Origin of the sequence: Streptomyces catenulae, assembly GCF_000718015.1 — a bacterium.
GTDB classification, from domain to species: domain Bacteria; phylum Actinomycetota; class Actinomycetes; order Streptomycetales; family Streptomycetaceae; genus Streptomyces; species Streptomyces catenulae.
In genome coordinates this window covers 125,519-138,368 of the sequence record NZ_JODY01000015.1, presented here as the reverse complement: position 1 = coordinate 138,368, position 12,850 = coordinate 125,519, and the positions used below count along the sequence as shown (strand labels likewise).

General features: G+C 71.6%; 12 protein-coding genes. 4 read left to right on the top strand and 8 right to left on the bottom strand.

What is annotated here, in order from left to right:
* Positions 1-252: 252 nt before the first annotated feature.
* The 8 genes from IF23_RS0115560 to IF23_RS0115525 all read right to left on the bottom strand — a co-directional run bounded on the left by IF23_RS0115560 (position 253) and on the right by IF23_RS0115525 (position 9,882).
* Positions 253-1,545 carry a hypothetical protein gene (locus IF23_RS0115560; RefSeq protein ID WP_030283982.1) on the bottom strand — a complete coding sequence of 431 codons (1,293 nt, stop codon included), beginning with the start codon at positions 1,543-1,545 and terminating at the stop codon, positions 253-255.
* A gap of 292 nt (positions 1,546-1,837) precedes the next feature.
* A complete protein-coding gene (locus IF23_RS0115555) occupies positions 1,838-2,818 on the bottom strand; it encodes an N-acetylglucosamine kinase (RefSeq protein ID WP_030283980.1) in 981 nt (326 codons plus the stop codon).
* Positions 2,809-4,062: a 6-phospho-beta-glucosidase gene (locus IF23_RS0115550; RefSeq protein ID WP_030283978.1), complete on the bottom strand. Its 1,254-nt coding sequence runs from the start codon at positions 4,060-4,062 to the stop codon at positions 2,809-2,811. Before IF23_RS0115550 ends, IF23_RS0115555 begins: the two co-directional genes overlap by 10 nt.
* Positions 4,063-4,078: 16 nt before the next feature.
* Complete coding sequence (locus IF23_RS0115545; RefSeq protein WP_030283976.1) at positions 4,079-4,987, bottom strand: carbohydrate ABC transporter permease; 909 nt, start codon at positions 4,985-4,987, stop codon at positions 4,079-4,081.
* Between the two features lie 4 nt (positions 4,988-4,991).
* Positions 4,992-5,945 (bottom strand): carbohydrate ABC transporter permease, encoded by a 954-nt coding sequence (locus IF23_RS0115540; protein ID WP_030283974.1) that lies wholly within the window; start codon positions 5,943-5,945, stop codon positions 4,992-4,994.
* 11 nt (positions 5,946-5,956) lie between these two features.
* A complete protein-coding gene (locus tag IF23_RS0115535; RefSeq protein ID WP_030283972.1) occupies positions 5,957-7,297 on the bottom strand; it encodes an ABC transporter substrate-binding protein in 1,341 nt (446 codons plus the stop codon).
* Positions 7,298-7,355: 58 nt separating this feature from the next.
* Entirely contained in the window at positions 7,356-8,492 is a 1,137-nt protein-coding gene (locus tag IF23_RS0115530) for an ROK family transcriptional regulator (protein ID WP_030283970.1), read from the bottom strand.
* Between the two features lie 304 nt (positions 8,493-8,796).
* A complete protein-coding gene (locus tag IF23_RS0115525; RefSeq protein WP_030283967.1) occupies positions 8,797-9,882 on the bottom strand; it encodes a mechanosensitive ion channel domain-containing protein in 1,086 nt (361 codons plus the stop codon).
* A gap of 318 nt (positions 9,883-10,200) precedes the next feature.
* On the opposite strand from IF23_RS0115525, the gene IF23_RS0115520 reads away from it, so the two are divergent.
* From IF23_RS0115520 to IF23_RS0115505, 4 genes are all read left to right on the top strand, one after another.
* Positions 10,201-10,737, top strand: coding sequence for an HNH endonuclease (locus IF23_RS0115520; protein ID WP_030283966.1), 537 nt, complete (start codon positions 10,201-10,203; stop codon positions 10,735-10,737).
* 275 nt (positions 10,738-11,012) lie between these two features.
* Positions 11,013-11,279: a hypothetical protein gene (locus tag IF23_RS0115515; protein ID WP_030283964.1), complete on the top strand. Its 267-nt coding sequence runs from the start codon at positions 11,013-11,015 to the stop codon at positions 11,277-11,279.
* A gap of 109 nt (positions 11,280-11,388) precedes the next feature.
* Complete coding sequence (locus IF23_RS0115510; protein ID WP_030283961.1) at positions 11,389-11,637, top strand: hypothetical protein; 249 nt, start codon at positions 11,389-11,391, stop codon at positions 11,635-11,637.
* 204 nt (positions 11,638-11,841) lie between these two features.
* Entirely contained in the window at positions 11,842-12,822 is a 981-nt protein-coding gene (locus tag IF23_RS0115505) for an acyl-ACP desaturase (RefSeq protein WP_030283959.1), read from the top strand.
* Positions 12,823-12,850 lie beyond the last annotated feature (28 nt).

Genomic DNA, 12,850 nt, shown 5'->3' with positions numbered 1-12,850 from the left:
CTCCACCAGCTCGATCCTTGTCTCGCCACGCCGCGCCCTGCCGCGCGGTCGGTGCCGCCGCCGGCCGTGCGGCGGCACCGGCGGCACCGCACGGCCCGGTCCGCAGGCCGGACGGGCACCGTGGCCCCCGGAGAGTACCCAGTCCGCGGCGAGGTTCCGTACTCCGGTCGCCTCCGGCGGCCGGATCCTCCCGGTGCGGTCCGCCCCACCCGAAGTCGGCGGGCGGACCGGTGCGTTCGGCCGCGGGCCCGCTCACGCCCCGCCCCCGGGGCCCGGCCGCTCCCCGGCGAGCGCCTCCGCCGCCGCCCGCTGGTAGCGCGCCACCGCCGCCTCGGCCGCCCGCAGATCGCACGGCGCGCTCCACAGCAGCCGCCGCGCCGCGTCGTAGCGCTCGCCCGGCAGCGGATCGCCCGCCAGACCGCGCCGGGCCAGCTCCGCCCGGTACGCGTCGAGACGGCCGCGCAGCTCGGCGCGGACCGCGAGCGGCGCGGTCACCGCCGTCAGCGACTCCCGGGCGCGCAGCAGTTCGTCCTCGGCGCTCTCCTCCAGCCGGTCCAGCAGCGGCGAGAGGCGGTGCCACTGGGCGCGGCGCCGGAAACCGGCGGCCGCCGCGAGCTGTTCGTGCAGCGCCGTCGACGGGCCGCTGACCGCCGGGACCTCGCACGACGCGATCTTCGCCAGCACCTCGCCGCGCGCCTGCCGCGCCTCGGTCAGGGTGCGTTCGGCGCGCGAGAGGACGTCCCGCAGCCGCATCAGCCGCGCCTCGGCGTCCTGCCGGACGTCCAGCACCGCCTCGATCTCCCGGCGGACGTCCTCCAGCGCGCGGGCGGCCCGGTCGTAGCGGGTGGTGTCGGGGCGCCCGCCGCCCGGCGCGGCGCTGCCGCCCGCCGGGGCGACCCAGAACGCCAGCGGGTCGGTGATCACCTCGGCGCGCAGCCGGGTCAGTTCGCCGGTGATGTCCTCCAGGTCGTCGCCGGAGGGGTGGGTGCCGGGGCGGACGCCGACGGAGTGCGCCAGCGAGCGGGTGCGCCGCAGCTCCTCGGCGAGCAGATCGATCCGGGCGGGCAGTGTGGACCAGACCGCGTCGGCGGCGACGATGGTGTCCAGCGCCCGGGCGTAGCGGGTGTTGAGCCGGGCCACCAGCTCGCGCAGGGTGCACGGTCCGGTGCCGTCGGCGGCGCCGGTGGCCGGGATCTGCGCGTCGCGCAGCAGACCGGTCAGTTCGGCGAGGTCGCCGGGGGAGAGCCAGCGCCGCCGCTCCCGCACGGCGCGGACGGTGTCCAGCGTCGCGGTGTACGCGTCGAAGTCGGCCCAGAGCGCGGTCAGGGAGCGTTCGGTGGCCGCCCAGCGCTCCCGGGTCACACCGGTCAGTTCGGCGCCCTCCAGGAGGCGCCGCCCCGCGTGGTCCTGGAGGGCCTGGAGCGAGGACTCGATCGCCTCGTACTCGGCGCTCAGCCGCTCCACTGCGCGGTCGGCCTCCTCGCGGTCCAGCGCCTGGCCGGGCGGCCGTTCCGCGGATCCGGGGAAGGGTCCCAAGACCCCCATCGATCACCTCTCCAAACTGCGTACGGGGCGCGGTGGTTGGTGCGCTTCGGCCGCCTCTCGGGTGCTGCTGCCCCCACTTTTCCTCCATAGTGACGCCCCGACGCCCCGCGTGGGGACGATCAGCGGGGTATTTCGCCGACGGTGGTCCCGCGATGCCGGAAACGTCGTAATTGGGAGGTCCTCGGGGGCGACGGACCCGGGTCCCGCACACGGAAGAGGCGCGGGGCGGTGGCGCGACCCCCGAGGTCACCGCGCCGCCGCCCCGCGCCCCGGGGCGCGGATCCGTCCGCCGTTACGTCCAGGTCTCCCGCAGCCGCGCGTACGCCGCCACCGGGGCCCCGGCGTGGTCCAGGGCGGAGAGCGCGGCGCCCAGCACCGGGGGAGCGGTCACCACGTGCGCGACCGCCTTCGGCGCGCGCTCCGCCAGCAGCCGCACCACCCGCTCGTGCAGCAGCGGATGACGGGCGGCCAGCACCCCGCCGCCGAGCACCACCCGGGTCTCCTCGCCGAGCAGTTCCAGCCGCTCCAGCGCGACCGCGGCCAGCAGCACCACCTCGTCCGCCTGCCGCTCGACGATCGACCGGGCCACCGCGTCGCCCTGCGCCGCGACGGCGAAGAGCACCGGCGTCAGCTCGTACCGCCGGTGGTCGGGGAGGCGGCGCAGATGCAGCGCCTCGATGAGTTCGGCCATGGTGGTCAGGCCGAAGTGGGCGGGGAGCGCCCGGGCCAGCGCGCTGGGGCCGCCGCGGCCGTCCTCGGCGCGCGCCGCGCTCCACAGCGCCTCGTCGGCGAGGTGGCCGCCGCCGCCCCAGTCGCCGGAGATCCGGCCGACCGACGGGAACCGCGCGGTCGCCCCGTCCCGGCCCAGGCCCACGCCGTTGATCCCGGCACCGCACACCACGGCGACGCCGCGCGGCTCGGCGCCGTCCGGCAGCCCGGCGCGCAGCAGCGCGAAGGTGTCGTTGGCGACGGTCACCGACCCGGCCCAGCCGCGCCCGGTGATCTCCGCCTCCAGCGCGCTCTCCTCGACCGGCAGATCGGCGTTGGCGAGGTACGCCGAGACATGCGCCACCGGCCCCTCCCCGCCGCCCTGCGCCAGGACCGACGCCACCAGCGGCGCGAGGACGTCCACCGCGGGGCCGACGCCGACCACCGGCGGCTGGAAACCGCCGCCGCGGGCCGTGCCGAGGACCCGGCCGTCGGCGCCCACCAGGGCCACGTCCGTCTTGCTGTTGCCCGCGTCGATCGCGAGCGACGCGCCGCTCAGGCCCACGTCAGGTGCTCCCGGTTGTGTGCGAGGAGATCGTCGGTCAGCTGCTCGGCGTAGGCGATCTGGCCGATCAGCGGATGGGCCAGCAGCGCCTGGAACACCCGGTCCCGGCCCCCCTTGAGCGCCGCCTCCAGCGCCAGCCGCTCGTACGCGGTGACATTGCCGATCAGCCCGGAGAACAGCGGCTCCAGGGGGCGCACGGGCAGCGGCTTCGCGCCGGTGGCGTCGACCGTCGCCGGGACCTCGATCACCGCGTCGTCCGGCAGGAACGGCAGCGTGCCGTTGTTGAAGGTGTTGACGATCTGGGTGTCGCCGGTGTCCCGCAGCAGCGACGACGTCAGCGCCACCGCCGCCTCGGAGTAGAACGCGCCGCCCCGTTTCGCCAGCAGCTCCGGCTTCTCGTCCAGGCTCTCGTCGCCGTACATGTCCAGCAGCTGCTTCTCGATCGCGGCGACCTCCGCCGCCCGCGACGGCTTGCGCCGCAGCTCCCGCACCACCTCGTCGTGCTGGTAGTAGTAGCGCAGGTAGTACGAGGGGACGACGCCGAGGCGGTCCACCAGGGAGCGCGGCATCCGCAGGTCCTCGGCGACCGCGTCGCCGTGCTCGGCCAGCAGCCGCGGCAGCACGTCCTCGCCGTCGACCCGGACCGCCCGCTCCCAGGTGAGGTGGTTGAGCCCGACGTGCTCCAGCTCCACCCGCTCCGGCGCGAGGTCCAGCAGCCGGGCGAACTTCCGCTGGAAGCCGATGGCGACGTTGCACAGCCCGACGGCCCGGTGGCCCTCGGTGAGCAGCGCCCGGGTGACGATGCCGACCGGGTTGGTGAAGTCCACGATCCAGGCGTCGGGGTTGCGCCGCCGCACCCGCTCGGCGATGTCCAGGACCACCGGGACGGTCCGCAGCGCCTTGGCGAGCCCGCCCGCGCCGGTGGTCTCCTGACCCACGCAGCCGCACTCCAGCGGCCACGTCTCGTCCTGGTTGCGGGCCGCCTGCCCGCCCACGCGCAGCTGGAGCAGGACCGCGTCGGCGCCGTCCACGCCCGCGTCCAGGTCGGAGGTCCAGGAGATCTTGCCCGGGTGGCCCTGCTTGGCGAAGATGCGCCGGGCCAGCCCGCCGACCAGCTCCAGCCGGTCGGCCGCCGGGTCGATCAGGACCAGCTCTGCCAGCGGGAGGACGTCCCGCAACCGTGCGAAGCCGTCGATGAGTTCGGGGGTGTAGGTCGACCCGCCGCCGACCACTGCGAGTTTCATGGGAACAGCCACAGGTTCAGCCCTTTACTCCGGTGAGAGTGACGCCTTCGACGAAGGCTTTCTGTGCGAAGAAGAACACGAGAATGACCGGCGCCATGATCAGCAGCGTCGCCGCCATGGTCAGATTCCAGTCGACGTTGTGCGCGCTCTTGAAGGATTCGAGGCCGTAGGAGAGCGTCCATGCCCCAGGGTTCTGCGCCGCGTAGATCTGCGGGCCGAAATAATCGTTCCAGCAGTAGAAGAACTGGAACAGCGCGATGGCGGCAATTCCGGGCTTCGCCATCGGCACCACGATTTTCAACAGCGTACGGATCTCACCGCAGCCGTCCACCTTCGCCGACTCGATGTACTCCTGCGGAATCGTCAGCAGGAACTGCCGCAGCAGAAAGATGGAGTACGCGTCGCCGAACGCCAGCGGGATGATCAGCGGCCACAGCGAACCGGACAGATGCAGTTGCTGCGCCCACACCAGATACATCGGGATGACGACGACCTGCGGCGGCAGCATCATCGTGGAGATCACCAGCATCATCGCCGTCCGGCGGCCCCGGAAACGGAACTTCGCCAGCGCGTACGCCACCGGCACCGCCGAACAGACCGTGCAGAGCGTGCCCAGCCCCGCGTACATCAGGGAATTCTTCCACCAGTCCAGAAAGCCCGGGGTGTGGAAGACGGTGGCGTAGTTGGACCAGTGCCATTCGGTGGGCCACAATTTCCCGCTCATCGCCTGGCTGTCGCCCATCACCGATGTCAGGAAGACGAAGACGAACGGCAGCACGAAGAAGAGCGCGGCGGCGATCGCCACCGTGTGCACGGCGATCCAGTGCAGCAGCCGGGTGCGGCGGGCCCGCAGCGCCGGTCCGCGCGCGTCGCCGCCGCCGGTCCGTGCCGGTGCGCCGGGGGCGCTCAGGGTCGTGGTGGTCATGGGATCAGTCCTCCGCCGGGAGCAGACCCGCGCGCTTGCGCATCAGCAGGGTGGTGACGGCCATGGCGATGACGAAGAGCACGAGCGAGAGCACGCACGCCGCGCCGGTGTTGAAGTTCTGGAATCCCAGCGAGTAGACGAGCTGCGGGACGGTCAGCGTGGAGTGGTCCGGGTAGCCGGGCTGGATGACCACACCGGCGGCGATGGTGACGCCGGAGGCGAGCTTCCCGGCGACCAGCGCCTGCGTGTAGTACTGCATGGTCTGCACGACGCCGGTGACCACCGCGAACATCACGATCGGGGTGATCGCGGGCCAGGTGACGTAGCGGAACTTCCCCCACGCCCCGGCGCCGTCCAGCTCCGCCGCCTCGTACTGCTCGCGCGGCACGTCCAGCAGCGCCGCCATGAAGATCACCATCAGGTCGCCGATGCCCCACAGCGACAGCAGCACCAGCGACGGCTTCGCCCAGTTCGGGTCGTTGAACCACGACGGCGCGTCGATGCCGATGGCGCCGAGGATCTCGTTGACCGGCCCGGTGCCCGGGTTCAGCAGGAAGACGAAGGCGACGGTCGCGGCGACCGGCGGCGCCAGATACGGCAGGTAGAACGCGGTGCGGAAGAACCCCGCCCCCGACTTGATCTTCGTGACGAGCAGCCCGATGCCGAGCCCGAAGACCACCCGCAGCGCGACCATCACCACGACCAGCCAGAGCGTGTTCCACAGCGCCGGACCGAACAGCGGCATCTGCGTCAGCACATACTTCCAGTTCTTCAACCCGACGAATGCGGGCTGCTCGATCTGGTTGTAGTGCATGAACGAGAAATAGACGGTGGCGAGCAGCGGATAGCCGAAGAAGACCGAGAAGCCGACCAGCCAGGGGGAGAGAAATCCGACCGTGCGCAGTTTCTCGCGCATTTTCTTACGGCGCAGCGCGGGCGCGCGGGTACTGAGTGCCATGGCGGGCTCCGTCAGTTCTCGGACTGGAGGTTGTCGGCGTCGATCTGCGCGTCGAGGGTCCGTAGCCCCTTGTCGAGATCGGGGACCCTTCCGGCTTCGACTTCGTAGGAGAAGTCCTGGAGCGCGGTGATGTACTGCCCGCCGTTGTTGGACGGCGGCGGCGCCGAACTGTGCGGGTTCTTCGCGATGTCCAAGAAGGCGCGGAACGTCGGATCGGCGTCCAGCTTCGGCGAATTCAGCGCCCCGAACGTCGAGGGAACGTTGTGGATGGCGTTGGCGAAGGAGACCACCTCATCGGTGTCGGTGGTCAGGAACTTCACCAACTCCCAGGCGGCGTTCTGATGCATGCTGCTGTGTGCGATACCGATGACGGTGCCGTTGAGATAGCCGCGTCCGTAGGTGTCCGCCTGATCGTCGGGGACGGGCAGCGGCGCGGTGTCCCAGTGGAAGGGCGCCTTGGCTTCCTTGAGCATCCGCCCGCGCCATTCCCCGTCCATGTGCATCGCCACCTTCTGCGTGAGGAAGGCGTTCTGCGAGGACATCTCGTCACCGAACATGGTGCGGAACTTCTCCAGCGGACCGTAACCGCCCTGCGCGTTGATCAGCTTGAGCTGGGTGCGGAAGAAATCCTTGCTGCGCGGATCCTTCGCCAGCGCCGCCTTGCCCTTCGCATCGAAATACGTCGGACCCCACTGCGCGAACATCCGGTCCGGGCTGTTCTGGTACAGCCGGAAGGAGGGCATGAACCCCACCCGCCGGTAGGAACCGTCCTTGTCGCGCCGGGTCAGCTTGACGGCGTCCCGCGCGAATTCCGACATCGTCCGCGGTGGCCGGTCGATTCCGGCTTTCCGGAACGCGTCCTTGTTGTAGTAGAGCCCGAACGCGTCGGCGAGCAGCGGCAGTGCGCACTGCCGTCCACGGAACTGTGTGTAGTCGAGCAGCGTTTTCGGGAAGACCTTCTTCTTGTCCACGCCGCTCTTCTTCAGGAACGGGTCGAGATCGGCCCACATGCCCGAGGAGCAGTACTGCCCGACGTTGTTGGTGGTGAACGAGGACACCACGTCGGGGGCGTCGCTCCCGCCCGCCCGCAGCGCCTGGTTCATGGTCTCGTCGGTGACGTTCCCGATCGTCTCGACCTTGATGTTCGGATGGGCTTTCTCGAAACGGGCGATGCTGTCGTTCACCGCCTTGACCTCACCCCGCTCCGCCCAGCCGTGCCAGAACTTCAGCGTCACCGGTTTCGTCGGATCGTCCCGGTCGCTGCCGACGCTCGGCCGGGCGCACCCCGACACCAGCAGTCCGGCACCGGCCAGCGCCGCGACCAGAATCCGGCCTGCGCGTGCGGAGGGCATGGCGTACTTCCTTTACGGCGGGAGGAATGAGAAGGAGGAAGTGCGGAGGAACAAGAATTCAGGCCGTGTTGAAGACGGTGTCGCGGGCGGCGGCGAGCGCCGTGCGCAGGGCGCCGGTGAGAATGGGATTGCCGTCGAGATGGCTGATACGGATTTCCGGCCGGGGCAGCGCGAGCCCGGTGAACTCCTCCTCGACCAGCGCCCGCAGCTCCTCCCCACCGGCGTGCGCGACCGCCCCGGACAACACCACCAGCTGCGGATCGACGACCGCCACCACCGCGGCCAGCCCGGTGGCCATCCGCACCGCCACCTCCGCGCGGACGGAGTCGACCCGCAGCGCCTCCTCGACGGTACGGACCTGCCGGGCGCCGTGCCGGTGGGCGAGTTCGACCACGCTGGGCGCGCCGACCAGGCTCTGGAAGCCGCCGCCGCCGTCGGGCTGCGCGGCGCTGCGGTCCCCGCCGCGCGCCAGCGGCGCCCCCGGCAGCGGCATGTAGCCGATCTCCCCGGCGCCGCCGGTCGCCCCGCGCAGCAGCACACCGCCCAGCACGATCGCCGCGCCGACGCCCTCGTCCGCCCAGACCAGTACGAAGTCGTCGTAGTCCTGGGCGGCGCCGTCGTGCTGCTCGGCGACGGCCGCGAGGTTGACGTCGTTCTCGATCTCGATGGGCGTGCCCAGGACCTCCGCCAGCTCCTCCTTGAGGGCCCGCGAGTGCCAGCCGGGCAGATGCGGCGCGTACCGCAGCCGCCCGGTGCCCGGGTCGAGCGCGCCGGGTGTACCGATCACCGCGCCGTGCAGCTGCTCCCGGCCCAGTCCGGCCTTGGCGAGCGCCCCGTCGACGGCCGCCGCGACCAGCTGCGCGGTGCGGTGCGGGACGTCCTCGGCCACCGCGTCGGTGCCCACCCGCGCCTCGCCGCGCACCTGCCCGGCGATGTCGGCCACGGCCGCCGTGATCCCCTCCTGATCCACGGCGAGCGCGGCGACCTGCGCCACGAACGGGTTGACCTCGTAGAGCTGGGCGTTGGGCCCCGGCCGCCCGGTGACGTTGCCGGTGGTCCGCACCAGCCCGACGGCCTCCAGCCGCGCCAGCAGCTGGGAGGCGGTCGGTTTCGACAGACCGGTCAGCTCGCCGATCTGGGTACGGGTCAACGGCCCCTGGGACACGAGCAGGTCGAGTGCGGCCCGGTCGTTCATCGCCCGCAGTACCCGAGGCGTTCCGGGCATCCCCGCTTCCGCTGCCGCCATGTGCGCCCCCACCCCGTTCCCGGTGGCCCCGCCACCATCTGTTAGGAAACTTTCCAATCGGTGCAAGGACGGTAGGGCGCGGCCCGAGGGGCCGTCAATGGTTTACGCGCGAAGACTTTTCCGGAAGGTGGCCGGACCGTCATCTGCCGCCCACCACCCGGCCGTTGACCGCGCCGCGGGACCCGTCGCACGACACGGCCCCCGTACCGCGCGGTGCGGTACGGGGGCCGTGGGGCGGCTGGGGTGCGGGCCGTTACTTGCCCAGCTTCGGCCGGGCGATCGGCGCCGCGGCGAGGGACTGCGGCGAGTCCGGGTTGTTGAGCGCGGACGGCGCGGCCACCGCGGCGGACGGGTCCGTCGCCTCGTCCTCCTCCTCGGGCTCCGGGCGTGGGGCGAGGCGGATCGCGGCGCGGTCCAGCGCCTGCTTGATCCGCCAGCGCAGCTCCCGCTCGACGCCCCCGGCCTTCCCCGGCATGGTCTTGGCCGAAACGCCCAGCGTGACCGTGTCCAGGGAGACCTCGCTCAGGCCCAGCACCTCCACCGGCTCCCACAGCTGCTCGTTCCACGGCTCGGCCGCGGACATCTCCTCGCCGACGGCGGTGATGACCTCGTGGGCCAGCCGCAGGTCCTGGTCGGCGGCGAGCTGTACGTCGACATGGGCGGTCGCCCAGCCCTGGCTGAGGTTGCCGATCCGCTTGACCTCGCCGTTGCGTATGTACCAGATCGCGCCGTTCGGCCCGCGCAGCTTCGTCACCCGCAGACCGACCTCGATGACGGTGCCGGTGGCCACCCCGGCGTCGATCTCGTCGCCGACGCCGTACTGGTCCTCCAGGATCATGAAGACGCCGGAGAGGAAGTCGGTGACGAGGTTGCGGGCGCCGAAACCGATCGCGACACCGGCCACACCGGCGCTCGCCAGCAGCGGCGCCAGGTTGATCTTGAGCACCGACAGCACGGTGAGCGCCGCGGTGCCCATGATCACGAAGGAGGCGACGGAGCGCAGCACCGAACCGATCGCCTCGGAGCGCTGCCGCCGCCGCTCGGCGTTGATCAGCAGCCCGCCGAGCGCGGTGCCCTGGGCGGCGTTCGCGGTGCGGTTCATCCGGTCGATGAGCCGGGTGAGGGTGCGGCGCACCACATGCCGCAGCACCACCGCGATCACGATGATGAGCACGATCTGGAGGCCGGACTCCAGCCAGTTGCCCCAGTTCTCCTGCACCCATCCGGCCGCGTTGGTGGCCTTCTCCGTCGCGTCCTCGAAGGAGGTCGGGCCGGTGGCGTCCGGCGCCGGGGCGGCGCTGTAGGGCGCGGCGGAGACCGCCATGGCTGACCAGTGCACAGCAGAACCTTCCGTGTGGGGCGGGACGCCCGGGACCGAGGTGGCACCGCGGCTCGGGCGGCCACCACACTAACGGGGCAACGGAACCGAACCGCGCCCTTGTTCGAACGCCAGCGGTTTCCCGGACGTTCCCGCAACGCCACGAGTACGCCCGAATGAGGGCGAAGTAACACCGTGCCGCGCGAACTGAGGGGGCGTGCCGGAAAACACCTCCGGCCCGTTACCCGGTCATGGTGGCGCCGCGCCCGGACACCGGGTGACACTGGGGGAGATCGTCCCGGCGCGAGCCACGCGCCGCCGGCGTACAAGGAGGCACCCGTGCCGCATGTCCTGGTCCTCAACGCGTCGTACGAGCCGCTCGGCGTCGTACCGCTCCGCCGCGCGCTCGTCCTCGTCCTCAATGAGAAGGCCGTCAGCCTTGAGGAGTCCGGCGCCCTGATGCACAGTGCGACCCGCGTCATCCCCGCCCCGAGTGTGGTCCGTCTCAAACGCTTCGTGCGGGTGCCTTTCCGCGGTCCCGTCCCGCTCACCCGGCGGGCGCTCTTCGCCCGCGACGGCGGCCGCTGCATGTACTGCGGCGCGGTCGCCACCAGCGTCGACCACGTCATCCCCCGCAGCCGCGGCGGCCAGCACACCTGGGAGAACGTCGTCGCCGCCTGCCGCCGCTGCAACCACGTCAAGGCCGACCGCCATGTGGCCGAGATCGGCTGGCGGCTGCGGCATCAACCGGCCCCGCCGTCCGGCCTCGCCTGGCGGATCATCGGGACGGGCCACCGCGATCCGCGGTGGCTGCCGTATTTGCAGCCGTACGGCGCCGACGACGCCCTGGCCCGGATCAGTGCCGTGACGGCATAGCTCCGGGCCTTCGTGCGCCGGGCCCGGCCCGGGGTGCGCGGGCCGCCGCGCGGGCGGGAGCACCGTCCCCTCCCCCGGCGGCCCGTGCGCCCCGCAGAACTTGCCGCCGCGGGGCGGCTCCGGCCGCAATCTGTGCGCCGTGTCCCGGGCCGTACCGTGAAATCGCCCGTCCCGGACGGTGTGATGTGGGTCACGTTTGCTGGCCGGTCGCGTCTGTGATCCGGATCGCTGGGTAGTCCAGCCCTTGTCCCACTGCCGATGAACGGGAGGCCCTCGTGGCCGCGTCCGCTCAGTTGCTCCTCGACGCCCTGTCCTCCAAACCCGGCGACGGGCCCATGGAACCGGACCTCTTCGACGGGCTCTCCGGCCCCGACTGCCTGGACGGCTCCGGCTCCGCCAGCTTCGTCGAGCCGCCCCTGACCAGCGAGCCGCCGCTCGCCGCCGACGCCCCCCTCACCAGCGAGGTCCCGATCTCCGCCGAACTGCCGCTGACCAGCGAGCCGACCGCCGCCGGTCTGGGTACGGAGTCCATGGAGGTCTGACGGTCTCCGGTCGGGCGCTCCGATGTCCGTGCCGCCCCCTTTCCCCGGCGGCGGCGCCTTGCGCCACCCCGGGCGCGCGGGCGGCCGGGGCGTCCTATACGTTGAGTCCGTGAGCAACAAGGTCAAGAAGAATGCCCTGCGCGCCGGAACCGTCACGGCCGGCACCGCGCTGATGCTGCTGATGTCGTCCCCCGCGTTTGCGCTCACCCGCGACGACGGTGACGACCCGGGTCCGGGTCTGAGCGTGCTCTCCACGCTCGGCCTCTACGTCGCTGCCCCCATCGTTCTCTTCCTGGTCATCGCCGGGCTGGTCATGGTGGGCGACAAGTCCCGCAAGCAGGCCGGGCCCAAGGTCTGACACCGGGCACCGACGCCTTCGAGGGCGCCCTTCGGTTCGTAAGAACCGAAGGGCGCCCTTTGTCGTTTCCGCAGGTGAACGGGGTGAAATAAGGGGATTTGGTGGGTCGGGGGCTTAACTCGGCCTCACCTACGATGCCGTAACCTACGGAGCCGTAGGTCCAACCTACGGTTCCGTAGGTCATCGTCCCCCAGGAGTTCCCCCGTGACCATCGCCCCCGCCCGCCACGACGGAGAGCCTGGCCTCAGTGCCTGGAGCGACGCCCACCTCCTCTACGCGCTCGAAGAGGTCGTAGAGAAGGAGCTGAACCGCCACCTCAAGGTCGCCAAGGAATGGATGCCCCACGAGTACGTGCCGTGGAGCGACGGCCGGAACTTCGACGGCGTCATGGGCGGCGAGGCATGGTCGCCCGAGCAGTCCAAGGTGACCGACATCGGCCGCATCGCTCTCGTGGTCAACCTCCTCACCGAGGACAACCTCCCCAGCTACCACCACGAGATCGCCACCCTCTTCGGTCGCGACGGCGCCTGGGGCACCTGGGTGCACCGCTGGACCGCCGAGGAGGGGCGGCACGGCATCGTGATGCGGGACTACCTGCTCACCAGCCGCGCGGTCGACCCCGTCGAGCTGGAGCGGTTCCGGATGGCCCACATGTCGGAGGGGTTCGAGTCCGACAACAGCCACAGCATGCTGCACTCCGTCGCCTACGTCGCGTTCCAGGAGCTGGCCACCCGTATCTCGCACCGGAACACCGGCCACCACTCCGGTGACCCGGTCTGCGACCGGATGCTGGCCCGGATCGCCACCGACGAGAACCTCCACATGGTCTTCTACCGCAACCTCCTGCGGGCCGCCTTCGAGCTGGCCCCGGACCAGACCATGGCCGCCGTCCGCGATGTCGTCACCGCCTTCCGGATGCCCGGCCACGGCATGCCCGGCTTCGAGCGGGCCGCCGCCCGGATGGCCATCGGCGGGATCTACAACCTCCGCATCCACCACGACGACGTGCTCCAGCCGGTGCTGCGCCACCTCAAGGTGCTGGAGATCGGCGGCCTCGGGCCGGTCGGTCTGGCGGCCCAGGAGGAGCTGGGGATGTTCATGGGCGGCCTCGACGACCAGGCCCGTAAGTTCGACGAGCGGCGCGCCGCCATCGAGGCGCGCCGGGCGGCCCGCGCCGCCTCGTAGAACGCACCGTTCAGTTCGACTGAACGGA

Excerpts from the sequence above, each read along its gene's own strand:
- IF23_RS0115545 (WP_030283976.1), bottom strand. The coding sequence starts at position 4,987 with ATGACCACCACGACCCTGAGCGCCCCCGGCGCACCGGCACGGACCGGC.
- IF23_RS0115535 (WP_030283972.1), bottom strand. The coding sequence starts at position 7,297 with ATGCCCTCCGCACGCGCAGGCCGGATTCTGGTCGCGGCGCTGGCCGGT.
- IF23_RS0115540 (WP_030283974.1), bottom strand. The coding sequence starts at position 5,945 with ATGGCACTCAGTACCCGCGCGCCCGCGCTGCGCCGTAAGAAAATGCGC.
- IF23_RS0115530 (WP_030283970.1), bottom strand. The coding sequence starts at position 8,492 with ATGAACGACCGGGCCGCACTCGACCTGCTCGTGTCCCAGGGGCCGTTG.
- IF23_RS0115560 (WP_030283982.1), bottom strand. The coding sequence starts at position 1,545 with ATGGGGGTCTTGGGACCCTTCCCCGGATCCGCGGAACGGCCGCCCGGC.
- IF23_RS0115550 (WP_030283978.1), bottom strand. The coding sequence starts at position 4,062 with ATGAAACTCGCAGTGGTCGGCGGCGGGTCGACCTACACCCCCGAACTC.